At 54.9% G+C, this 23967-nt stretch carries 21 protein-coding genes; 12 read left to right on the top strand and 9 right to left on the bottom strand.

Annotated features, from left to right (window positions below; genetic code table 11):
* Window positions 1-37: 37 nt before the first annotated feature.
* Together G538_RS16280 and G538_RS0110470 are read right to left on the bottom strand one after the other, a co-directional pair.
* Window positions 38-898, bottom strand: a complete 861-nt coding sequence (locus G538_RS16280; protein ID WP_051196959.1) for an alpha/beta hydrolase family protein — start codon at window positions 896-898, stop codon at window positions 38-40.
* A gap of 215 nt (window positions 899-1113) precedes the next feature.
* Entirely contained in the window at window positions 1114-2187 is a 1074-nt protein-coding gene (locus tag G538_RS0110470; protein ID WP_029069286.1) for a glycoside hydrolase family 53 protein, read from the bottom strand.
* 154 nt (window positions 2188-2341) lie between these two features.
* On the opposite strand from G538_RS0110470, the gene G538_RS0110465 reads away from it, so the two are divergent.
* From G538_RS0110465 to G538_RS0110455, 3 genes are all read left to right on the top strand, one after another.
* On the top strand, window positions 2342-3061 hold the full coding sequence (locus tag G538_RS0110465) for a histidine phosphatase family protein (protein ID WP_029069285.1): 720 nt from the start codon (window positions 2342-2344) through the stop codon (window positions 3059-3061).
* A gap of 158 nt (window positions 3062-3219) precedes the next feature.
* A complete protein-coding gene (locus G538_RS17435; protein ID WP_051196957.1) occupies window positions 3220-4347 on the top strand; it encodes a hypothetical protein in 1128 nt (375 codons plus the stop codon).
* A gap of 44 nt (window positions 4348-4391) precedes the next feature.
* A complete protein-coding gene (locus G538_RS0110455) occupies window positions 4392-5111 on the top strand; it encodes a PIN domain-containing protein (RefSeq protein WP_029069284.1) in 720 nt (239 codons plus the stop codon).
* Window positions 5112-5143: 32 nt separating this feature from the next.
* Here the strand turns inward: G538_RS0110455 and G538_RS0110450 are convergent, their stop codons facing one another.
* The 5 genes from G538_RS0110450 to G538_RS0110430 form a co-directional block, all read right to left on the bottom strand.
* Window positions 5144-6205, bottom strand: a complete 1062-nt coding sequence (locus G538_RS0110450; RefSeq protein WP_084618339.1) for an endo alpha-1,4 polygalactosaminidase — start codon at window positions 6203-6205, stop codon at window positions 5144-5146.
* Window positions 6206-6305: 100 nt separating this feature from the next.
* On the bottom strand, window positions 6306-8411 hold the full coding sequence (locus G538_RS17430) for a VaFE repeat-containing surface-anchored protein (protein WP_029069282.1): 2106 nt from the start codon (window positions 8409-8411) through the stop codon (window positions 6306-6308).
* Window positions 8412-8673: 262 nt separating this feature from the next.
* Window positions 8674-8967: a hypothetical protein gene (locus G538_RS16265; RefSeq protein ID WP_051196955.1), complete on the bottom strand. Its 294-nt coding sequence runs from the start codon at window positions 8965-8967 to the stop codon at window positions 8674-8676.
* A gap of 12 nt (window positions 8968-8979) precedes the next feature.
* Window positions 8980-10380, bottom strand: a complete 1401-nt coding sequence (locus tag G538_RS16260) for a TFIIB-type zinc ribbon-containing protein (RefSeq protein WP_245566847.1) — start codon at window positions 10378-10380, stop codon at window positions 8980-8982.
* 10 nt (window positions 10381-10390) lie between these two features.
* The gene (locus G538_RS0110430) at window positions 10391-11617 is read right to left on the bottom strand and encodes an SHOCT domain-containing protein (RefSeq protein WP_029069281.1); all 1227 of its coding nucleotides are present in this window, start codon (window positions 11615-11617) and stop codon (window positions 10391-10393) included.
* Window positions 11618-11819: 202 nt separating this feature from the next.
* On the opposite strand from G538_RS0110430, the gene G538_RS0110425 reads away from it, so the two are divergent.
* Both G538_RS0110425 and G538_RS0110415 read left to right on the top strand, forming a co-directional pair.
* Window positions 11820-12257 (top strand): DUF1801 domain-containing protein, encoded by a 438-nt coding sequence (locus G538_RS0110425; RefSeq protein WP_029069280.1) that lies wholly within the window; start codon window positions 11820-11822, stop codon window positions 12255-12257.
* Between the two features lie 133 nt (window positions 12258-12390).
* The gene (locus tag G538_RS0110415) at window positions 12391-13329 is read left to right on the top strand and encodes a DUF808 domain-containing protein (protein WP_029069279.1); all 939 of its coding nucleotides are present in this window, start codon (window positions 12391-12393) and stop codon (window positions 13327-13329) included.
* 25 nt (window positions 13330-13354) lie between these two features.
* Here G538_RS0110415 and G538_RS0110410 read toward each other — a convergent pair whose 3' ends face one another.
* On the bottom strand, window positions 13355-14644 hold the full coding sequence (locus G538_RS0110410; RefSeq protein ID WP_029069278.1) for an MFS transporter: 1290 nt from the start codon (window positions 14642-14644) through the stop codon (window positions 13355-13357).
* 102 nt (window positions 14645-14746) lie between these two features.
* Window positions 14747-16075: a glycosyltransferase gene (locus tag G538_RS16255; protein ID WP_051196951.1), complete on the bottom strand. Its 1329-nt coding sequence runs from the start codon at window positions 16073-16075 to the stop codon at window positions 14747-14749.
* A 101-nt stretch (window positions 16076-16176) separates the two neighbouring features.
* Here G538_RS16255 and G538_RS0110400 point away from each other — a divergent pair, with 101 nt between their 5' ends.
* The 7 genes from G538_RS0110400 to G538_RS0110370 all read left to right on the top strand — a co-directional run bounded on the left by G538_RS0110400 (window position 16177) and on the right by G538_RS0110370 (window position 23935).
* On the top strand, window positions 16177-17235 hold the full coding sequence (locus G538_RS0110400) for an NAD-dependent epimerase/dehydratase family protein (RefSeq protein WP_035834194.1): 1059 nt from the start codon (window positions 16177-16179) through the stop codon (window positions 17233-17235).
* Window positions 17228-18019, top strand: coding sequence for an MBL fold metallo-hydrolase (locus G538_RS0110395; RefSeq protein WP_051196948.1), 792 nt, complete (start codon window positions 17228-17230; stop codon window positions 18017-18019). Before G538_RS0110400 ends, G538_RS0110395 begins: the two co-directional genes overlap by 8 nt.
* Window positions 18016-19356 carry a F390 synthetase-related protein gene (locus G538_RS0110390; protein WP_211218602.1) on the top strand — a complete coding sequence of 447 codons (1341 nt, stop codon included), beginning with the start codon at window positions 18016-18018 and terminating at the stop codon, window positions 19354-19356. The genes G538_RS0110395 and G538_RS0110390 overlap by 4 nt, the downstream gene beginning before the upstream one ends.
* Window positions 19353-20294: a 3-oxoacyl-ACP synthase gene (locus G538_RS0110385; RefSeq protein WP_029069274.1), complete on the top strand. Its 942-nt coding sequence runs from the start codon at window positions 19353-19355 to the stop codon at window positions 20292-20294. The genes G538_RS0110390 and G538_RS0110385 overlap by 4 nt, the downstream gene beginning before the upstream one ends.
* Window positions 20295-20678: 384 nt before the next feature.
* The gene (locus tag G538_RS16250) at window positions 20679-22001 is read left to right on the top strand and encodes a quaternary amine ABC transporter ATP-binding protein (RefSeq protein WP_051196945.1); all 1323 of its coding nucleotides are present in this window, start codon (window positions 20679-20681) and stop codon (window positions 21999-22001) included.
* Window positions 22001-22876 carry an ABC transporter permease gene (locus G538_RS0110375; protein WP_035834108.1) on the top strand — a complete coding sequence of 292 codons (876 nt, stop codon included), beginning with the start codon at window positions 22001-22003 and terminating at the stop codon, window positions 22874-22876. Before G538_RS16250 ends, G538_RS0110375 begins: the two co-directional genes overlap by 1 nt.
* 201 nt (window positions 22877-23077) lie before the next feature.
* Window positions 23078-23935, top strand: a complete 858-nt coding sequence (locus G538_RS0110370) for a glycine betaine ABC transporter substrate-binding protein (protein ID WP_084618337.1) — start codon at window positions 23078-23080, stop codon at window positions 23933-23935.
* The last annotated feature ends 32 nt before the right edge of the window (window positions 23936-23967 follow it).

Here is a 23967-nt window from a genome sequence, read left to right as displayed (position 1 = left end):
CACGCAACTGTGCGTGACCACACCATCAGCGTTTGTTCTAGTCGATTCGGTAGTCTGAAACACCTGTGGTGATTCCGACACGTGGGCCGGGGGAAATGAACTGTTCGTAGCGGGTGTCACTGTCGACGTACCGCTTCAACCACGCGATGCTGTATTTCGCGATGGTGGTGTTGCTGATGTTTGGTGCAAAGTGGCTCGCCCCGCGTAGTTCTAGGTAGCCGCGGCGTTCAGCGCCTGTGAGGGATTCGTAGAACGGAATGGAGTGGCTGCGCACTGGCGCGGTGGTGTCGTTCTGTGCACCAATGACGAGTGTGGCAGCGTCGACTGATCGCCAAGTTTTCTTGAGGTTCCAGGGGGTTAGGGGCACGGCAGCGAGGATTTCGTCCCGGTCTTCTGCGGCCTGTAGAGCTCCACCGCCTCCCATGGAGTGACCCATCACTGCTTGTCGGTCAGGGGCGATGCGTGGGCCAACCACAGAGTCGTTGATGGCGTGATCGAGCGCTGCGAGGAGTTGTGTGGAGCGTTGTCGTGGCTGGTCATAGCGGCTGTTTGTGTTGATGGTGACAACAACAAAACCAAACGATGCGATGCGTGGCCCAAGCCAAGCAATGGTCGATTCTGATGCGGTGTATCCAGGTGAAATGGCAACCACCCCAAACGTTCCGTCACTGATGCTAGAGGGGTAGTACATCGTTCCATCTTGGAACCCACTGGCGCTGAAGCGGCTAATGGAGCGCTCTGAGACGTTATAGGGGCCGCGGCTTTGTTCGATGGACGATTCGGTGGGGTCTGGGCCGCGTTCGAAGGGATTGTCTGCCGCATGGGCTCCGGTGGCCCCCGCGAGAACGAGTAGCGTGACAGCAGTGAGGATAGCCCATGTGCGTCGGATGAGGTGCATGGTGTCCTTTCGTGTGACCGGTGACGTCACGTGGACCACTCGATTCTGTCGAAGAGTCCAGACGGGGGAACCCGTGGGTGACGCCTGTGTACATTCAGGATCGTCCGGTGGAATATGACCCAAATCAATCACCCGTCCACATGGTGGACGGGTGATGAGACGGCGACCTTGGAGAATGCCACGCGGTTCACATGATATTCACCCGATATTTTGTTTTATGGTTTTCTAAAACCATCGAGTGCGCCATTTGGCATTCCGTTGCTTAACCATGCCCCCTTCGCATATCCGGCGTTATAGTTAGGGTATGCCGCTGGTTCCCAGTAAAAGACTCCCGCTCCCTTTCCGCTGCTGACATTTTTGGTTCGGGTAACCAAATCGGCCACGAACTGCTGTGCGACAGCTCCATCGCGGTAGTCCATACCAATTTCAGAAACAATGACCTCTTTCCCATACCTGGAAACCATGTCATTCATCGTATTGGCCGCTGATGCTGAGTATGATCGCCAGTTTGATGCTGTGGGATACACCGACATTCCAATCATGTCGAACTGTGCACCGTTGCTGATGAGTCCACCAATGTTCCATTGGAACAAGGATGTGTCTTGACCATCTGCCAGGTGGACGACAGTTTTTGTGCTGGGGCTGACATCTTTGACGGCGTTGTGCCCAGTTGTGACGAGCCATGCATAATTGCGCATGCTGACTGTGGCGCGCCCGTCATTCCACAGCATGCCGTCATTAGTCTCGTTTCCAACCTGCACCCATTCCGGGGTCACGCCGTAACTGCGCATCGTTGTCATTACTCCGCGCGTATAAGTCCACACCGTGTCCATGAGTTGTTGGAAAGATAATGCTGACCAAGCTGCTGGTTTGTTCTGCTTTCCGGGATCCGCCCATGAGTCGCTGTAGTGCAACGTCAACATCACGCGCATTCCAGACCGTTGGGCCCGCTGGGCAAGTTGTGCTGCACGCTGCGTAGTCATGTAGCCGTTCCCGTAATCTCCTGACGGATTAACGAATACGCGAATGCGTGCCGAGTTCACGTTGTAGTCGTTCTTCAGGATGTCGAGAATGTCCCGGCGTACTCCGTGACGGTCCTTCCAGGTGTAGCCCTGCGCTTCCATGCCTGGAATCCAAGAGATATCAGCCCCTTGCGCGAATGCTGACGCGGCATGGGCTGGTGATGTTGTTGCTGGAGTTGTGCCGCTAAGGACCGCAAGAGCAAGCGCCAATGTAGCGATGATGGCCGAAACTCGCCTGCGACCATTGAGTGTGCGGTGTGCTGACATAGTGAGTGATACCTCTCCGTTGAGAAATCGACTGCCTGTGACCGGTCACAGTGTTGTGAGTCTACCTGCTTGTGACGCTGCGTGGTAGGAGGCGTGGAGGTGGAAGGTCAACTAGACCTACCTCGCTGTGTCGGAGCATCGATAGACTAGCCGCGTGACTTCCGCCATGCAGCCCACACAACTCGACCGCCTCACTGTATTGCTGTGGCGGCACGCCCCAACACCTGACAATTCCAGCGGACGCCTGCAAGGGCGACGCGATACCGAGACTGGAGAAGCGGGTCTTGAAGTAGGCCGTGAAGCGGCTCGCAACATTGCTGACCGTTACGGCCTGCCGTCAGCGATATGGTCCTCACCATTGCGTCGTGCTAGTGAAACAGCCCAACTGCTGACCGACCTCGGTGGGCCACAATGGGAACGCGAGGATGGAATCACGCAGCGTAGCTATGGCGTGTGGGAAGGGATGACATTTGAGCAAGTGGCTCGAGAATACCCGCAAGAACTTATGGTGCGTGATAGTGGGGGAGACCCGGACATCCCAGGTTGGGAAGTAGGAAAGACCGTAGGGAAACGGGTATCCGATGCGATTACTGTTCGGTGCAATACCTTGTTCGCTAAGGCTGTCTCACTGCAGAGAGAAGGGGACAGCACGCTCCTCGACGAACTCGGTGAAAACATTCGACCGGCAGTTTTCGTAAGCCATGGGTCAGCGATCGCTTCGGGAGTCAGAGACCTCCTTGGGCTCCCCGAGCAGCCGCGAATCTTAGGCCACCTGCACCATGCCAACTGGGTGGAACTTCGGTACAGTCCCCACGGTGCGAAACCATACGGTTCCCAGTGGACGCTGCAACGATTCAACAGTGGTCCGAGTTAGCCACCGGCCGCCACCAGGGTGTTTGGCGTAAAAGACGGAATCAAGTATTTCGAAGTTATCCACAGGGCGTGTAAGGCTAGTTGTTATTTGAGCCTCGGATGCGGTGGGATAGGTGAACCGCGACTCCCCGCCAGCGGGCAACCTGACGAAGGAATACCGTGACTACAGCTGAGCCCTCGCCCGAGGTAATCGATCGCCGACAGCCTCCTTTGCGGCGACACCTGTCGTGGCTTATCCCAGCACTTGCGCTGTACCCACTGACGCGCGTCATGGAGAGCAATTTGTCGCAATTGCTCCCTGCGTATGAAGTTGGTACCCGTAGTTACATGCTCGTGGTTCTTTTCTACGTGATTGCCGTATTGGCATGGATAATTTTGTTCACGGTTGCGCTTGTCAATGCCATTGTTGCGTTCGGTTTTTGGTTCGGTTACCGTCGCAGGAAAGCTCGAATGAAATATCAGATTAAGAAAAAACCGATCACGCACTGGCGTTGGATTAGCTATGCGGGGCTGTCGTTGATATTTATAGCGATCTACTTTCTGACGCTGTATATTACTATAGATTCAACACAAACAGAACAATCGTTGCTTTGGGCTTTTGTGACCTCCATAGTAAACTTTATAAGCACACCTCTAGCTGCACTTTTTGCAACACTTGCGATTATTTCTGCGGTCCATTTGCGAGATTCTCGTAAAGTGGCACCAAATCAAATAGTAAGGAGTTTTCAGGAAGCTGATCGGATGCGCTGGTGGGGCATTGCCAAGCATCATTTCTCCACGCTGATGCTTGGTCAAAAGATCCAATCAATCGATGACCCTGATGTTCTCAAAAAATACTCTGAAGAAATCTATGCTAGAGCTCAACTGGTCTACGCTCGATATTCTGGTTCTTATGTTGAAGACGCAGGGCATAACGGTGATCTGGCGGCTTTGCCGTCATACGTTGTGGGCGGCATAATCGCAGCATCGACTGTGCCTGTCATCTCTCGCTCTCCGGCGGATAAAGACTCTGCTGCCCAATGGCGTGACTTCGCGAAGGTGGACGCTGTAATGTCGAACCGACGCATATTCTGTAAAATTGGGGACCGGTGGCACAGCTTCGCATATGCTGACATGCGCATGGTTTACCCTGAGGTCGGAGCATGGGTGCTTGTTTGTTCGTTTGACAACGCACAACCTCTCCTCCTGGCGGGCCATGCCTCACCAGTTGCCGCCGTCCACGCACTCAATGGTCTGCATGGGGTGGAAGGTCTCAAGAACCACCCCAACATGGCAGCACTAAGGTGAAGAGAATGACATTGGGAAGTTCCATAAGTAGGTAAGGTGAAGACATGACTACTTACCTCGTTGATTTTGAGAACACCCATGTTGCGGGTCTTGATGGGCTTGCAGGGTTGACATCAGATGATGTTCTTGTGATATTCGTCGGTGTTAAAAATAAAACCATCCCTGTGGAAGCTGTCATAAAAATGACAAATATCGGCTTCCCCGCCAAAATTAAATGGAAAAGATGCGAAGGTACTGCTCCAAACTATCTCGACTTTCAGTTGGTAAGCTATTTAGGCTACCTACTTGGGAGTTCTAAAAATAATCAAAGCCACTACGTGATAGTCACTCGCGATACAGGGTTCGATTCAGTCATAGACTTTTGGAAACCTCGACGGGCTGATGTGAAAATTGAACGGCGCCCAGCTCTATTCGGAGTTCAAACTCCATCAGACATCTCTCCGGAAAATAAGCCGAAGAGCATTCCGCCTAAGCCTGATCTCAAAGTGGGAAGTAAGAAAAAGCCTGCTACAAATGGTTCTGGGAATACTGATCAAAAAGCACTACCCGAGGCTTGGAAGAAGAAGATCCGGGCTGCAGTGAGTACAATTGGTATTCAACCCGCTCACTATACGACTCTTTATCAAGCTTTCTTGACGTCGAAGGAACTACCCCAAATACAGTCTGCTATTGATAAAAGTGTCGCACAGTCAAAGAGGGCGGAAACTTTGAAAGCGGTGAGCCCCCTTTTCTTAGAGTTCCGCAAGTCAGTGCCACTGGGCTAATTCACGGAAATCCAAGGAAATGTGAGTAGATATTAATCCGTGCAGCGCTCAAACACGTACTCGGGTGAATCTGGCGTGGTGAGGTTTCGATCCCGGTACACAAATGACTCTGGTCGCGTTGAGTCGGCGCACATATCCTCGAGGGTTAGTCTATCGTCGTCAGAGTACTCAATGCTGATCACTGCCTGCCCATAAACATTGGTGTAGGCTGCGCATTCGTTCCACCCCAAACACTCTTCCGTGACGGCGAAATCGAATCCGCCGTGTCCCTCAAAGAGTTCAGTATCTTCTGCAGCATTTTTTTGTCCAATGAGCATTCCTGCAGCATGGGCTACCTCACCGTAAAGACGAGCGAGTTCCACGGAACCGTCGCGGGTGAGGGCCTCAAAACGCGTATAGGTATCGAGATTATCTATCTCTACTGCGTCAAATCCGGACTTGGCGCAACGGTTTAAGTCATCGGAGATGATATTCGCGATGCGAATCCGGTTGCTCTCACTCGTTGTGTCGAGCACAAACTCGTCTGGCCAATCAGGGTCAATAACTGGCTGTCCGGAGTCATCACGCAATAGGAGGTCTGAGTTTACGCCTTCCCAACGTTCCTCTTCACCAGGCTGGGTTTGGAAACCATTGACATAGCAAATGGAAAATGCTCCAGGAGCGGGGGTGTCCCAACTGTCCCGCACAACGATGTCAGTCCCAGCCGGAAGATCGTAGGCTCCACCTAATTGATAATCCACGGCTCCGCCTACGGGGAAAACAGCCAAGGGTTCCTGCGCACTATCGGTATCTGTTTCGTTGGCGGGGGGTGTGACTGAGTCCGTTGAAGCTTGTGACGTTACGGGTAGATCGTTGTTTTCAACAGTTGGTTGATCAACGGAACACCCTGCAACAACGCAGAGTGTGACACCGGTTGCAATGGCGAAGCGAACTAAACGATGCGTTGTAAGGCGTAGAACGTCCACGAGGATTCCTTTACGTTGAGCAACAAACTCCGACAGGACAATTCCACTGTACAGATGTTGTGGCAACGGGGGAGAGACACGCGAAGGCGGCCCACCTGGGTTCGGGTGGACCGCCTTCAGACGGCGCATACCAGTCGCTGTTGCAACAGGCACACTCGCTCGGGGGAGAGCGTGCATCGAAGTTACGATGCGTTGTCCTAGCTCACACGAATGTTGCTAGGTGGCCAGCTCATTCCTTTCGGAATTTGCGCTGGTAGATCACGATGCCGCCACCGGCGAGCAGCAAGACGATCGCTGCGATAACAACGGCGCTGGTTGCGTTGAAACCAGTTTCAGCAAGGTCGGAACTAGTGGTGTCTGTTGTTGAGGTGTTGTCTTGGTCTTCAACTTCACCGAGAACACCTTCGTCGACTGGTTCTTCAGCTGGAGTTTCCTCGGCTGCTGGAGTTTCCTCCGCAGATGGGGTTTCTTCAGGAGTGTCTGACGGGGTTTCGTCTGTTTCGTCAGTTCCTGGTTCTACCTCGACCTCGTCGGCGGGGATTTCCTTGTCAGGGGTTTCCTCGTCAACTGGTTCTTCTGGTTGAGGTTCTTCTACAACTGGCTCTTCTGACACGGTGACGGTCTGGCGAGCGTCATTGATGTCAGTGTGCTCAGCGACGAGTTGTTCTGATTCGTTGCTGTCAGCGGCTGGAACTGTGAAGAGGCGTTCGAAGACGACGAGTGTTTTACCAGCGTGTTCTGCTGGGATCTCGAAGTCGACGTCAACTACACCAGCTGATGCACCAGCGGTGAACGTTGTTTCAGCGGTGATACCAGTGGTTTCGCCCGTTGCTTTGTCCATGACCTCGCCGCGAACAGTGTAGGTGTCGCCGGTGCGTAGCCCTGAGTAGGTGATGCGGTCGCGGAGAGTGCCGCCGTCTGCTCCCAGGATCTGGTCGGAGTCGGTGAGGTCGTAGGCGTCAGTTTCAACAGCTGGGCTGTAAACGGTTTGGTTTTCGTCCATGATGTCGGTGTGGACGGCAACCTCAACGTCGTTCTTGTAGAGGCGTTCGAATGCAACAACAACCTTGCCGGTGAGTTCCCCTTGTGGAACTTCGAAGCGAAGGTCAACGAGACCAGCGTCGGTCTTGGGTGTGAACTTTTGTGTAGCAGTGATACCGGTTGCTACCGCTTCGGTGCCTTCACGGACCATGAGTTCGCCGCGAAGTTCGTATTCTTCACCAGCGTTCAGGCCGGTGTATTCGACTGAGTCGATGATCGCTGAAGTACCGTCCTGGGTGAGGAACTTGCCTTCGGTCGCTTCGTCACGGGCGGTTGTAGCCAGTGCAGCGCCAACTTCCCACTCAATGGTGCCTGTTGCAGACTCAGTAACCTCGTCACTTGCTGAAATCATGAGGGACTGGGTGCGTTGTGCGGTGTTTGTGATGAGCAAACCGGTGAAGCGTGAACCGGTGAGGTCAACAGTGACATTTGCTTTCCCTGCTGCTGCTCCTGTTGGAACGTTGAGGTACAGCGCGGACTTGCCGGGTACGTTGTTGAGGTCAACTTCGTTGCCGTTTCCGTCAACAAGTGGGTACTGAGCATCGGTGGTGACCTTAACGGTGTCTTCAGATGCGTTGATGGTGATGGGGCCTACGAGGCTACCTGATTTACCAACAGCGGATGTGACCTCAACGGAGAGGGATGGTTCGAGAACCTCGGGGCGTCCAGTGTTGTTGACACCACTGAGGTATTCGTACAGACCATCGACGCGCTCCTGCTGTGCGGCGGAAGGGGACTTACCGTTCTCAACGGCGAAGCCTTTGTAGCTGTAGCCGGCTTGTGCTGGGGCTGAGTCAGAAAGTGACCAGATCGCTGCTTGTGTAGCGGTGATTGCTTCCTTTTCTGTCAGACCCTTGACGTTCGCTTTGGCGGCAACTTCGTCGAGTGACTTGTTGGGGTAGGAGTTGTAGACGATCCAAGCGATTTTGGACCGTACAGCTTCGTCCTTGGCAAAGTTGTTCTTACCTGGGAAAGTATCCCAGCCGCCAACATTGAGCCCAATGTTGTACTTTGCACCAACTGACAGTTCAACACAGTATGCGAGCTGGTTGGGGGTGCTGCCAGCTTCTGTGTATACGGGGAACAGTGTGGTGGCGTAGTACGAGCGAGAGGATGCCTTCAGCAGGTAACCGGCTTGGCTCTCCTGGCTCTTGCCCATCTTTGGGTAACCGTCAGGGAATCCAGTGGCCTGTGCCGCTGTGGCTGGAGCCAAGAAGAAGGCTGCGAGAAGCGCGAAGAGAACCGCGATGTGCCCCAGGCGATGCCGGGGTGCGGGTGAATTTGGCGTGTGCATAGACTAAACGGTAGAGCCTGGCAACCTGGAAAACAGCCCCCCACGTGCCATAATGCGTGGGGAGAGCAACCCCTCCCCAGGGGAGGTCTCCCCGGATAGTAAATTTCACCCGCTTTTCGCGTCATAGTTTTCGTGCACTTGCCGACGAGCCGATTTCTTCAGCGAAAAGACAACGGTGCTGGTGAGGAGGGGTGTCTCCTCACCAGCACCGTGCGGTCAGCTCAATTGCTGATACCGAGGTTTCTCAGTGATGACGGAATCGCTAGTTTCTAGCCCCTGAAACATCACGGGCGTTGTCGCCGCGGATTCGAGAGTTGCTGACACCAGTCACGCGCTTCACGCGGTTATCCGAAGCTTGTAGGTTCGCAGTCTCTGCGAGCGTTTCAGCCTCATGATGGTGTCTCTTGTTCTGATTGCGGTACCGCGAGTACATGAAGAAGTAGTACGCGGGACCGGAAAGGAGGAAAAGCATCGAAAGCCAGTTGCTTCCGTCGCCGTCCGTGCCGATGTCCATGGTCACCGTCGCCATGGAGGCAAATTCCACGATGGTGTTCACTTTTCGCCTCCCTTAGAGCAGCAAAATCGCTGCGATTGTTCCGAATACCTGAGCAATCGCTGAGGCGATGAGTAGACGGCGGTTATTGATGGGAATTGACCCCATGGTTTCTCCGGTGCGCCCATTAACAGCAATGTAGTGCAAGAGCCGTTTGCCGCTACGTTTGGTTTCGTAGTAGCTATACAGCCACACGGGAAGGTGGGCGGATACCCACCGTTGGCCCACTACTTCGAATCCTTCTTGTTCCCAACGCACTCCCCGGTCGTAGTGGCGGAGGGTTGGAAGCATTTTGTGGCGGCCGATGTCTCGTGTTTGCCTCAGGACCAGCTCCGTTACGTTATCCACATCAGTGTCGCGGCGTTGTGAACTGAAGCCGGAGAGGTAGTTCGCATCGAAGCGCACGATGTTCTTAGTATCGAACGGCATGATGGAGTTGATGATGTTGTTCGTGTTTTTCCCAGTGTCGATGTTGTATTTGTCAGATGATGACTCGATAGTCAGGTCATCAACATGCAAATCGAACTGGCGACTCACCTGAAAGACATCAGCGTCATACACAGTGCGCTTGTTGTTGTCGCTGCCAACGGTGTAGCGGCGAACTTCATGCTCGCCCTGCCCGGCAAGATACATTTTCGCGTTGACGTCAACGATCAAGTACGGCAAATACACACCGATGACGTTGCCTGCGTTGAACTGTTCAGTGAACTTGCGGTTGGCGAAAAACCGGCGGCTCTTCACGAAGTCCCCGATGAGCCGGACCGCCTCTTCCTTAGGCAGCGAGAATGGCAACACTGCGTCGGGAACTGCCCCGTTAGGCATCTGTTCGTTCATGGACAACGTGTTGCGGCACCAGTGGCACCGTGCTTGCATTGCGTGCTCTGTGTCAATGACGACTTCAGCGCCACACGCTGAGCACTTGAAACTGATGACTTGATCAGTGCCAGGAACTATCGCGGCAGAACCAGAACCAATGGTGATGCCCTCTAGTTCACTAATTGGCGTATTCAGGTTGAAAGTTTCGACAGCACTGGCTTCTTGCCATTCATGACGGCAGTAGTGGCACCGCAACATTCCTTTGGCGACATTCAACGATATTTCTGTTGAACCGCACCGCTCACACTTGGTGAGCCCGTCCTCAGCACCCGTACCAGTATTGATGACTGCCGGGCCGTCATGTTCCTCGTACGCGACAGCCGGTTCCTCGCCCGGAGCGTACCCAGCTTCTTTTTCCGCAGTATTTTGGGCGCGAACATCATCCCAAGTTTTGTCTGCGAACTCCTCCGCGGGGGTCTCTTGCACAGGCGGTGCTTGGTAATCCGGATGTCCATATGCCGAGGGTTGCGAGTACGGGCTCTCCCCAGGAGGAGGTGGTGGTGAGGCAGGTTCTTGACCTGCCGTGTTGTTGTTATTCACTGGCTACCCTTTACAGACCTAGCGCTTTGGCTTTCGCGGCGTCGTAGTCTTCCTGGGTAATCAGCCCTTGGTCAAAGAGGTTCTTCAGCTGTCCTAACTTGGTGGCAAGGTCATCACCTGCTGGTGCTGCTGACCCAGCGGAAGCTGGTGCTGGTGGTGCGGGTGGGGGAGGTGTTTGTTGGTAGGGCTGCTGTTGGCCAGTTGGTTGTTGCAGCCCGCCTAGCGCTTGACCGGCGGCATTCATACCCATACCCATGAATGCCATACCTGCGCCCCCGCCGTTGGGGTTTTCGCCAGCTGCTTGCATACCGCGAGCTACGGATTGTTGGAGGAACGAGTTGCCTCGTGTCCCACTAAGAGCATCGGCCTTCTTGACGTCAGAGAGTAGTGCACGGGTATCGGCATCGTACTCAATGGCTTGGAGGGCAACTTTGACGATGGTGAGGCCGCGATCTGATGACCAACGGTAACCTTCTTCGACCGCAGCTGACATTGACTGTGCGAATCCGATGGCGTCGCCCTGGATCCGGGTGATGCGGTTCCCTTTTGACGGGTCGTTGGTGTAGTTCGAGAATGCTGCAGACAGCGAAGAAACAACTTCGTTGAATAGTTGTGAGGCCGCGTCATTGTCGAAATCGGAAAAGTCGAAGGCTGGGGCTCCGGCTTGCAGGTAGGTCAGTGGAACGAACTGCTTCGCGAACAAGATGGGATCAATGATGCGTAGCGTGTAGGTGCCGCGTGTGATTGCGCCAACCTGCGCGCCGAGGTACGCGTCATCCCAGTAAATCTCTGACTGTGTGCCGAACCGGTTGTTCGGAATTTCTTTGAGGTTGACGTAGATCACCAGTTGTTGGCTGCCTGGTTGGCCACCAAACTTGAAACGTTCCCACGACATTGTGATGAGAGGGCTGACGATGCCGTCGCCCGCGAAAATTGATTGGGAGTTGATGTCGTCTGAGCGCCATTCGTACCCACCAGGTTCCGCGATGAACCCAGTGATTTGCCCGTCTTGCATAGTAAGTAGGCCGAATCCCTCAGGGACAAGCAACTTTGATCCGTTTGTGATGATGTTTTGCGAGCCCTTAACGTTTGCCCCTCTACCCGCATTTTGGCCTTGGGCAACACCAGGGAAAAGTGCCGCTGTTGGGGCTACGCCACTGGGTGGAGTCACGAAGTCCTTCCACTGGTCTGCGAAAGCGCCTCCGATAGCGCCAGCGAATGCCTTGATGAAACCCATGGAGAACTCCTCAACATCACGTGGGTGGCAGGCCAAATCGCCTCATCCAACCCATCTTGTAGCGTGTGCAGGCCGTGAACCAGCCTGTGTGACTCTATTAGTACCACAGCAAAATCGGCCTAAGATAGGAGATTTTTGGGCCTACAGAGGGGGAAGTTTGCACTCCCCATGCGCAAGTTTGCGTGCAGAGAGACAATGATTTATGACCACTGACAGTGACACGATGCGTCCCACAGGCGATGACGTTGATACCTACCTGCGGTCAGCTAAACGGTCAACTGAGTTGTTACAACTCGACGAACTCATCACCGGTTCCATACCTGATGCTAGTCGGACGTTGTGGCGTGGGGTGATGTGGGGTGGGACGCAGCAGACGATTGTGGGTTATGGGGTCATCACACAGCCACGCCCACGGGGCCGATCTGTTGACTGGTTTCTCCTTGGCTTAGCGGAACAAACCCGATACATCAGTGTGTACGTCAACGCAGTTGAGGATAACCAATACTTGGTTAGCGCATATGAGAACAGGCTGGGGCGGGTCAAAGTTGGCACAGCGAGCATTGCTATCACAGACCTCAAAACGATTGACCTTGATGTCATGCGTGAACTGGTTGCCCACGCGGCACAAGTAACTCGGTGATGACACACAGTCGTATAGTTATCTCGTTCTGGTGGTGAAAAGCGCACACGAGGTCTGTTCGGCTTCGGAGTTGAGCGGTTTCCCCCCTCCCCCTGAGTCTGCGATGTGCGGCTCGGCGTGAAAGGCAACAGCAATGGCCACAGGATTTTTGGCCCTCCTTGATGACATCGCAGTGCTCGCGAAAACGGCTGCTGCATCACTCGATGATCTAGCAACTGCAGCGGTAAAGGCGTCAGCTAAGTCCGCGGGGGTTGTTATTGATGACGCGGCAGTGACCCCTCAGTATGTGCAGGGTGTATCCCCTCAACGTGAGCTTGCCGTCATTAAGCGCATCACAATGGGGTCCCTGCGCAATAAGTTCTTCTTTATTTTGCCTGCGGCGATGGTTTTCACCACGTGGGCTCCGTGGATTCTTCCCATTTTTCTGATCGCTGGCGGCGCATACCTTGCTTTTGAAGGTGCTGAAAAGGTCCTTGGTTGGTTTGGTGTTCACCTACACGGTGATAAAGAATCACTGACAACAGCAGAAAACCCAGAAGAGTTTGAAAACAAACTCGTTGCTGGGGCAGTGCGCACCGACCTTATATTGTCGGCAGAGATCATGCTCATTACGTTAAGCAACGTCGAGGTTGACGGGTTTGTTGACCGGCTCATTATCTTGATCATTGTTGCTGTTCTTATGACAGCTGTGGTGTACGGGGCGGTCGCGATTTTAGTAAAGATGGACGACATCGGACTTGTTCTTGCTGGGTCGCGTTCTGGAGTGATTGGGGCAACAGGACGCGGCATCGTCAAGGTCATGCCCAAGGTATTCACCGTATTGAGTGTGGTTGGAACTATAGCGATGCTGTGGGTTGGCGGCCACATCTTCGCGAAAAGCCTTTCCGACCTTGGTGCACACTTCTTCTATAACATCGCCCACGATGTCGCCCACGCTCTAGAACCCTTCGGCGGAGCGGTAGCTGCATGGTTTGGTGACACGATTTACTCAGCGGTATTGGGTATCGTACTGGGCTTGGCAATTGTTGGTGTCGTGACCCTCATTGGGAAAATACGCAACACTAAGCACTGACCACACTCAATGACAGCGCGGGGGATCATCCCACGGTGAGGTGATCCCCGCGGCTGCGATCCAGCGTAGCGCCGACACCGACAAGTAAACCTCCCAAAGCTAAGAGGCACGCTACCGCAGCGTGCGTTCCTAACCATCCTTGTAATACCGGGAGGTAGTACGGATAGAGGGCCGGTATCACAATGGACAGCGAATAACCCAGTCCATACCCCGTTGATCGGACTTCGGCAGGGAAGCGCTCTGAGAGGTAGACCCCGATTGGTCCATATGCAGAGACTGTGCAGACTTGGAGTGCAACAACGCAGGCAATAACCAGTTCGATAGAAGACGCTTGCCAAATCCCTAAGAAGGCTGCTGGTGCAAAGGTCGCGATTACTACCCCTGAGACCGTGTAAAAACGTCGCCGTCCAGTGAATGTGGAGAGATGTCCGGCAGCGAACATTGTGACCGCGGATGCTGCCGTTCCGCACAACATGACCAGCGTGACCTGTGTTGGTTCGAAGTCACGATGTGCTGACAACTGTTGCGTCACCACCGGTATTGCCATGTTTGTGAGGAGCCATAGCCCCGACATCAGCACAAAAATATGCCAAAAAACGCGGCGATGCTCACCAACCGCCACGGACTGCACGGTGCGTTGGGTTGTGGATGGAATGAGGTTGTCAGAAACGGAACGCCGATAAAACAGCAGCATAACTGCCGCGAGCAGCGCTGATAGAACAAAGGGTATGCGCCACCCCCACTGGGCATATTGATCGGTGGGGAGTGTGGCGAGGAGCGCGAGAGATAGTGCTGCGATGCTGGCATTTGCTAGGGGTGACATTGCCATAATCGCCCCACTGAGCGCGCCGCGGTTGTGGGGGCGCGACCATTCCATGGCGAGGGGGATAGCTGCTGAGTATTGCCCACCAAGAAAGATTCCGCCAAGGAATCGCATGAGGAGCACTGTCATGAGTGTCCACAACCCCCAGCTTTCGTGGCTAGGAACTGCTGCGATGATGATTGTTGTGGCGGATATGCCGGCAAGGGTCAGGGTTGAGATGCGGGTCCGCCCGAACCGGTCAGCGAGTGGGCCACACACGGCTGCTCCGAGGGGGCGCCCTATAAGCGTTGCGACGAATACGAGCCCTGCACTGCGGGCGAGGTTGTCTTCGCCGAAGAGGGAGGCGGTGACAGGGGCGAGCGCGATGACTGGGACAAAGATGTCGAATTGGTCAACATAGTTTGACGCGAGTGCCCCGCGGGTTGCGGCCCGTGAGGTGTGGTTGGATCTGGCTGGCTGGGTACTGGCAGCAGTAAGTGTGTTGTGCGGCATGACGCTCTCTTCCGTGCCGGCATGATCCGGACTGGTGTAACGGTCGAAGCCGCGATAGCTTCCTCTCAGCCCGGTGCGCCGGACTCCCGTGGGATGTCACTACTATACCTTCTTCTTCCTTTTCTTCTTCTTCTTGCGTCGGGGTTTGCTTTCGGGCACAGGTTCAGGCTCGGTGATTTCTGCGAGAGGGTTAGCCGGAAGTCCAGTGAGTTGCGCGTAGACCGCGGTGAGGGAAGCTAAGTGGGTTTTCTGTGCAGCAACGTGAGGCTCGCTGAGCATGTTTTTGCTCATGTGTTCAATGATGCTCGGGTCGTGCGCTACCTGGCGAACTGCTGCAGAAATGTCAACCGCAACGGGAGAGTCCGCGAGAATCGCACTGCCTGGTGGCATGATCTCGGTGAGGTCGGGATCGCAATACAGGATGGGTAGACCCGTAGCGATTGCTTCCAGCATGACCATGGGCTGGTTGTCAAAATCGTACGAGGTCGAAACAAACAGGTGGCTCGATGCCATTGCAGCAAGAATATCGTGTTGCGGTACAGCCCCATGCATGGTCACTCGGTCATCGAGGCCCAGGCGCTTAATGAGGCGACGCACCTTTGTGAACTGCACACCATTGCCGTACATGTCTACGTGTACGTTCGCTGGGAATTGGGCAATAGCCCAGATAAATTCGATGGGCCGTTTCTCTGGTGATACTCGCCCACACCACATGATGCGGATTTGTTCCCCCGGGGCAAGGGAACGGGTGTTGGTGTCATCAATGGTCTTAGTGACGGATTCTTCGAGTCCGTTTGAGATGACCGTTAGCGGACGGGTCACACCTTGGGCGAGAAGTTTTCGTGCAAAGTGTTGTGACGGAACAACGACATGGTCAGCGTAGTTCGCCTGATTCACCATGAGCTGCCACATGCGCCGCGCAATGATTGTGCTGGTGTAGGCAGAAGACCTGCGGACTTTTAGTGAGTGGGGAATGTGGCGCCGGTGCAATTGTGCGAGCACAAAGGTGGAAACCGCGGGGACGGGTAGCACATGAGCGGTGTACACATCGATGCGCCCATGCATTGTTTGCACTGTGGGGATCGCTAGTGAGCGTGCGGCGGTGAGGCCTGCTATTGCTGCGAAGATCTCTGAGTGGACATGGACAACGTCCACCGCGCGTTCACGGAACTCCCCTACCAGTTGTTTCCTCGTATCTTCAAGGGGCCAAGTGAATGGGTAGTTGTCCGGGTGAAAACGCCGTGATGTAGGGAGTGTCACTACATGTGGATCGTTCTCTTCGGTGGGTGTGTTCTCACTCGGGGCGTGCCGAGGGCAAAACACCGTGACGGTGTGTCCCGCCTGTTCTAAGGCTTCTTTATGGGCCTTGACGACAGTTTGGACCCCGCCAAGGGTAGGTAGGTAGTAGTCGGTGACCATAGCGATGTGCACGCGCCAAGTATAGGGGGTCCAGCGAGTACTCTTGTGGGCTTCGTCCACAAGCTGTGGATGGCGGGATCATGCGGTTCTTCCCACCCCGTAAGATGATCGGCATGCCTGAGACCACCCCACCCCTCCACGTCCTGGTGACGGGCGCCTCCGGTTTCTTGGGGCGTCATGTGGTTCACGAATTGTTGGATCACGGTATGCGTGTCACGGCAGCGGGCCGTAACAGCAGTGCACTCGAGCCGCTGAAAAGCGCAGGTGCGGACCTCTATGTTGGTGACCTCGCATCACTTGCCACCGCGGATCTTGATGTCGATGCCATCATTCACTGTGCAGCGCTTTCTTCTCCGTGGGGCAGATGGCGTGATTTCGAAGAGGCCAACGTTTATGGCACCAGGCATGTTGTTACCCTCGCTCAGCGATGCACGGAACGACGTAACGCTCACTACGCGGCGTCACATGAGGGACAACAACACCCAGTGCGTGTGGTTTTCGTCTCTTCGCCGTCGGTATATGCTGCGCCGCGTGACCGGCATAACATCAGCGAAGACCAGGCTGATCCAAAAAACCGCCTGAACCACTACATCCGCTCCAAAATTCTTGCGGAACAAACCCTTCAGAGCGCTTTGAAGTCAGGGGAACTTGAAGAACTCGTTATTGTGCGGCCTCGTGGTCTCATCGGTGTAGGGGACCCAAGTTTACTCCCACGCCTTCTGGACGTTCACCGACGAGTTGGCATCCCACTATTCAATAGCGGACGTAACCTCGTGGATCTCACCAGCGTCGAAAATGTAGCACTCGCCCTTAGGCTAGCGATGACCGCGCCACGGGCTAGCGGACAGGTGTACAACATCACCAATGACGACCCTCGCCCGATGGGCGACTTATTGCGCCAACTCCTTGGCAATATTGGGGTGACGCCCCGGATGTGGCGAGCCAACCCACAGCTGGTTTACGCGCTCGCAGGCGTGATGGAACGGATTTACCAAGTATTTCCGTGGTTGGGGGAGCCATCGTTGACGCGCTATACAGTGACCACCATCGCTTATTCTCAAACTCTTGATATTTCTCGGGCACGTAAGGAACTCGGTTATGAGCCTCGAATCGGGCTAGATGACTCGTTGGCACGGTTCGCTCAACACTGGAAGGAACAGCCCGATGCGTGATGCCCGATTGCTCTACGCACCTTGCGGGCGTACACACCACAACATCGCCCAATTGTTCCGAGGGGCGGCTCCTGAGCGCCGTGTGTTCCCTGCAGGGGTTTTTCTCTACCGACACCACAGCGGAGCAGTCATTCTCTATGACACCGGGTATGCACCTGATACCTCCAGTGCAGGGGTGAGGGGAAAAATCTACTCCCGGTTGTTACCGCCTGTAGTTGGCCCAGATGACACCGTCGACAAACAACTCGCGGCGTTAGGGGTGGAACCGAAAGATGTCACTCACGTTGTGTTGTCACACTTACACCCGGACCATATTGGGGGTGTGCGGTACTTTCCGCAGGCCACATTTGTTATGTCCAGTGGATTAGTGGAGTCCCTCCAGCATTCCCGGCTTAAAGATGGTGTGCTGCGCGGATTACTCCCAGACTGGTTTGCCGATGCACAGCGCATTGTCCTGACCCCGCAAGAGTTGAGTGTTACCAGTGCAACGGGAGTTACTGGTTGGGATGTGCTGGGGGATGGCAACTATATTGTTACCTCGCTACCAGGCCATGCTCAAGGGCACGTTGGTGCACTCGTCGAAGGGCGAGTACTTCTGGCGGGGGATGCATCATGGGGGAGTGACCTGGTGGATTCCACCGAACACATGCGTCGATTGCCGGCCGCGATCCAACATGATGTGGCCCAATACCGCGCCACGATTGTCATGCTGCAAAGGCTGCGTGCCGAAGGTATAAGAGTGTGCTTTTCTCATGATGAATACAGCGACAAGGTGCTGCTATGACAGCTCAGCATGATCGCCGCAAGCCTGCAGTTTCGCTGTCACCAGTGAGGTTTACTGCACTCATCGTGTGGTCGTTTGCGCGCACGAGATGGTTACAGCGCTTTCGTACCCGTGCACAAGTTGAACGTGCACAACAGCGCAGCGTGACCCGCCATGTGAACAAGCTCGCAACGATGTCGCCGTACATCCGGGAGGTACTGGAACAAGCAGGAGGGGATTTCCACAAAATCCCACTGATGGATAAAACCATCATGATGGAACGCTTTGATGACCTCAATACGGTTGGTATTAACCGTGATGAAGCGTTGGATGTGGCGATTACCGCTGAACGCAACCGCGATTTCAGCACTGAACTGCAGGGATGCTCGGTGGGCTTATCCTCCGGGACCAGTGGGCATCGAGGCCTTTTTGTTGTGTCACCCCAAGAGCGCGCACAATGGGCCGGAACGATCCTGGCCCGCAGCCTCCCCCCGGGGAAACTGCGCGGCCACCGCATCGCGCTATTTTTACGTGCTGACAATGATCTCTACCAAACCATCGGATCACGAGCTGTAACGTTCGAATACTTTGACGTGTACGCACCTATGGCGAAGAACCTTGACCGCCTTGCGAAATTTCAACCAACAATTCTGGTTGCCCCGCCCTCGGTGCTCCGCGACATTGCGCACGCCCAAGCTGAAGGTCACCTGGCTGTCACTCCCCAAAAAGTGATGTCAGTTGCTGAAGTTCTTGAGCGAACGGATGAACAATTCCTTACCCAAGCGTTTCACGTACCGATCATTCACCAGATTTACCAAGCAACAGAAGGTTTCCTCGCTCACACTTGTGAACAAGGCACCCTGCACCTGAACGAAGACACAGTACTCGTGGAGCGTGAGGTGGTTGAAGGGCGCAGATTCATACCGATCATCACGGACTTCCGGCGAACAACCCAACCCATCCTGCGGTACCGTCTCAACGACATTCTGTTAGAACGCGAAGCCCCGTGCCCATGCGGAAGCGTATTGACAGCAATAGAGCGCATTGAAGGCAGGGAAAGTGACACATTCCTGATACCGACAACGTCCGGAACACTACAGCCCGTTTATGGCGATATGGTTTCGCGATCCATGCTGTATGCCACCGGTTTCTCTGACTACCGCGTCGTGCAAACCAACCCAGCAGAATTCACCATTTATCTCGACACCCCAACCCCCCAAGCGCATGAAAGCGTCATCGAGGAACTTACTGCTCTCATCGCACCCTTCCAAGGTGTGATGCCTGTCGTGAACTTCCAACCCTATAGTCGTGACACTTCACAGAAACTGCGGCGCATAGAAAGAACCTTCACACCATGAGCGTTACCCGTCCGCTCGCTATTCGTGGCATCGGAACCTACCTCCCCGAGAACTCCGTCGTCTTTGACGGCTCAGTGCGATACCGAGTCACAGAATCACACGCACAACTCTCCATGCTTGTGACTGCCGCACAGCGAGCTCTGGAGGATGCAAATATTACTGCCCAAGACCTCGACTGCGTGATCGGGGCAAGCGCAGCAGACATCCAACCTATCCCATGCAACGCTGCACTGATTCTTGAACAACTCACCACCACGGGACACGCGGCAGCATTCGACGTGAACTCCACGTGCACCAGCTTCATCACTGCGCTAGACATTGCATCACGGTATATCCGTGACGGTGAGTACTCCACCATCCTTGTGGTCTCTGGTGATGTCGGCTCGCAGTTCCTGAATCCGAATCAGCATGAGAGTTATGAATTATTCTCTGACGCCGCAGTGGCCATGGTTGTTACCCGTAGTGACAACCCAGAGCGGGGGATTGTCGCCTCAATGCAACAGACATGGCCCCAGTTTGCTCACGACACCGAAATTCGCGGCGGGACAACCAGGATGCCCGCTCATCACTTCGACCGCCATGAAACCGCTGACTACCAATTTGATATGAATGGGCGCAGCGTCTTGATGAGCATGTTGCGGGTGTTGCCGGGTTTCTTTGAACGCTTCTATGCGCGAGCAGGCATCACCCCAGCAGACATCGACTATGTGGTGCCCCACCAAGCGAGCCGGGCATTGCCGCTGGCGATGCGGAAGCTAGGTATCGCGGACGGAAAGTACGCAGACTACGTCCAGGACTACGGGAACATGGTGTCTGCATCAGTTCCGTTTGCTCTCGCGCAGTCCCTCAAAGATGGAAACACCACCACGGGAGATCTTGTGCTGTTGTGCGGGACGGCTGCGGGGCTCACAGCGAATGCCATGCTCATTCGGCTGTAGTGCACGCTCTTTGAGCGGCCCAACTGCAGGGTGTCTACTTCATGTTGACATCGCGAAAAAAGTGCCCCGTGTTCAGTGTCACAAACGGGTGAATTTGATGTTTATGACCTGCGCGTTTGTGTGTCACGACAACCTGTTGTATAAGTCCAATAAACCGGATCGCCTGTGGTAGGCTCAGGGACTGCATGGCGCAAAGAGTATGTAAAGAACGCGCCAAGCCTTGCCGCAGGCGGGGATGGAAAGGCCATCCACGCATGTATGGTGACACGATGCATTGGCGTTCTTCAGACCACAAGTGCGCCGCACTGAGCCACTGGGTCCGAACCCCCAGAGCTGCATGAGTGTGACCCGGTCACAGGGTGAGAACGCTCGCCCGGAAGGACTATGAGCAGCAACGAGATCGTCCTGAAGGCCCAAGGACTCTACAAAGTGTTCGGGCCAAAACCTGACGCCGCCATCAAAAAAATCCAAGGTGGAGCGCCCCGCGACAAAATCGGCGCAAACAACACCGCAGCTGTCATCGATGCCTCCTTCGAGGTACAACGCGGCGAAATCTTCGTCGTGATGGGGCTCTCAGGATCAGGGAAATCAACCCTCATCCGTATGCTCAACGGGCTATGGGAGCCAACAGCAGGCACCGTCGACATTCTCGGCGACACCCTCACCGGAGTTTCCGCCCGCAAACTGCGCAACATCCGCGAAACCCGGGTTTCCATGGTGTTCCAACAGTTCGCCCTCCTGCCCCACCGCAGCGTTCTCGACAACGTGGCCTACGGCCTCGAAATCCGCAAAATGCCACGCGCTCAACGCATCGAACGCGCTCGGAAGTACATTTCCATGGTTGGGCTCGATGGGTGGGAAGACAAATACCCCAAAGAGCTTTCCGGTGGAATGCAGCAACGCGTCGGGCTAGCCCGTGCGCTCGCAGCAGACACCGACGTGCTCCTCATGGACGAAGCGTTCTCAGCGCTCGACCCACTGATTCGTCGTGAAATGCAGGAGCAACTCATTGAGTTGCAATCTGAACTCGACAAAACCATCATCTTCATCACTCACGACCTCAATGAAGCAATGTTCATCGGTGACCGGATCGCCGTGATGCGCGATGGGCGAATAGTCCAAATTGGAACTCCCGAAGAGATCCTCACCGACCCTGCCAACGAGTACGTGTCACAGTTCGTTCAGGACGTTGACCGCGCTCGTGTCCTCACTGCCTCAGCAGTGATGCAACCGCCAGCCGCACTCATGCAACTCCCTGGTGGGCCGCGAAAGGCGCTGCGCATCATGCGTGAACAGCAGACATCCGCCTGTTTTGTGGTGGATCGTCACAGGAAACTACTTGGCGCTGTTACTGACCGTGAAGCATTGTCACTCCTGCGCCGCGGAGAAGAAAGCCTTACTGATCACTTGAGTGAGGCCGCGCAAACAACCCCAGACACTCTGCTCGCGGAACTCTTCATCCCTGCAGTGGAATCTGTGTTGCCTCTTGCCGTTGTGGATGAGCGAGGACGGCTTCAAGGAGTAGTCCCTCGCGTAGTCCTCCTCGCAGCACTCGGAGGAGAACATGAAGCTGGAGTGAATGCTCAACCCATTCCACCGGCTCTGGCACCTTCAGTTGTTGAGGATGCGCTCAGCGCAGACTCAGGCCCTGACGTGAAACCTGTCTCAACTGCGTCAACCGTTCAACCCCAGGAGGAGGACAACTGATGGAAGACTTCCGTATCCCCGTGGGTGAACGCGCCTCGGAAGGGGTCGACTGGGTTGTAGAAAATCTGGGCTCTCTGTTCGACTGGCTTCGTTCTGTTTTTGTTGGCATGTACGAGTCTGTGAACTGGGTGCTCTCCACGCCGCCAGCAATCGTTGTCATCATCACTATTGTTGTCCTCGGATTGTTTGCGCGTGGCTGGACCTTCGCTGTCGCCTCTGCACTGGGTCTCCTCCTCATTGTAGGAATGGACCAATGGGACAACGCCATGAACACGTTGGCTCTTGTTCTCGTAGCTGCAACCATCGCCATCGTGTTGGCGATCCCCTTGGGTATCGCGGCCGCTAAGGTGCGTCCAGTGTCAATTGTGGTTCGTCCTGTGATGGACTTCCTCCAAACGATGCCTGCGTTCGTGTACCTCATCCCCGCGCTTCTCCTGTTCCGAGTCGGCGTAGCCCCAGGCATCGTGGCAACGATTATTTTCGCCATGGCTCCAGGGGTGCGTCTCACCGAACTTGGTATTCGCGGAGTTGACCGCGAAACTGTTGAAGCTGGGCAAGCTTTTGGTGCAACACCAGGGCGTATTTTGCGCCAAATTCAACTTCCCCTCGCGCTTCCTTCCATCATGGCCGGCATCAACCAGGTCATCATGCTGTCCCTCTCGATGGTTGTGATTGCTGGGTTGGTTGGCGCCGGTGGACTCGGTGGAGACGTCATCACGTCCCTGAACCGACTTGATACCGCTCTAGGTGTTGAAGCCGGACTGTCAGTTGTCATCTTGGCGATGCTTCTCGACCGTTTCACCAGCGCATTTGGTGAGCGTAGAGGGCTGTATGCGGCACTACGCAAAGGCCGCCCCGCAGTCGGCAACGTCTGACACGCTGCGTCAACACGCTCGGTCTACTGACCACAACTTCCTGGTGTTTTCTGTGAGAAAACGTCGGGCTTACCACGGGCCTCCTGAGCCCTGGCTACTGATCTCGATGATAAGTGGCTACGACAACGTCCGGAAATACCTGGCGTTGAGAAGAAAGGACTTCCCTTGACCAAGAAAACAACCGCCTCACTCGCAACAATCATGGCTGCCGGACTCGTGCTGGCTAGCTGCTCCTCTGATGCTGAAGAAAACTCAACATCAGGTGAAGAGCAGTCCAAGGACATTACGATTGCTGTCTTCAACGGCTGGGATGAAGGAATCGCTACGTCAGAATTGTGGCGGGCCATTCTCGAAGACGAGGGCTACGACGTAACCCTCGAGTACGCTGACCCAGCACCACTCTTCGCAGGTTTGTCCACCGGTGACTACGACCTCACCACCGACATTTGGTTGCCAGGCACCCACAAGGAATACGTTGACCGTTTCGGCGACGACATCGAAGACCTTGGCTCCTGGTTTGACCAGGCAAAATTGACCATTGCTGTCAACGAGGATTCACCGATCACGTCGCTGGCTGACTTGGCCGACAACGCTGACGAGTTCGGTAACCAGATTGTTGGCATTGAGCCAGGTGCAGGCCTGACGAGCGCCACCGAAAACGAAGTAATCCCCACGTATGGCCTTGAGGGGATGGACTTCACCACCTCATCCACCGTTGCCATGCTCTCCGAGCTCAAGGCCGCCACTGATGCTGGCGAGAACGTTGTTGTGACGTTGTGGGAGCCACACTGGGCATACTCAGCATTCCCCATCCGTAACCTTGAGGACCCTGAAGGTGCTTTGGGCGGAGCTGAACTCATTCACTCCTACGCACGCAGTGGCTTCAGTGAAGACCACCCCGATGTAGCTCAGTGGATGGGTGACTTCACCATGACACCTGAACTGCTCTACGATCTCGAAGACCTTCTGTTCAACGAGAACGACACCGATGACTACGAGCCACTCGTTCGTCAGTGGATCGAAGAAAACCAGGACTACGTTGACTCACTGACTTCCTAGTCTCAACGCGTCATCAATGCTGCTGGCCCTCC

Source organism: Jonesia quinghaiensis DSM 15701, from assembly GCF_000423205.1.
Taxonomy (GTDB): domain Bacteria; phylum Actinomycetota; class Actinomycetes; order Actinomycetales; family Cellulomonadaceae; genus Jonesia; species Jonesia quinghaiensis.
This window is presented reverse-complemented; position numbering and strand designations above follow the sequence as displayed.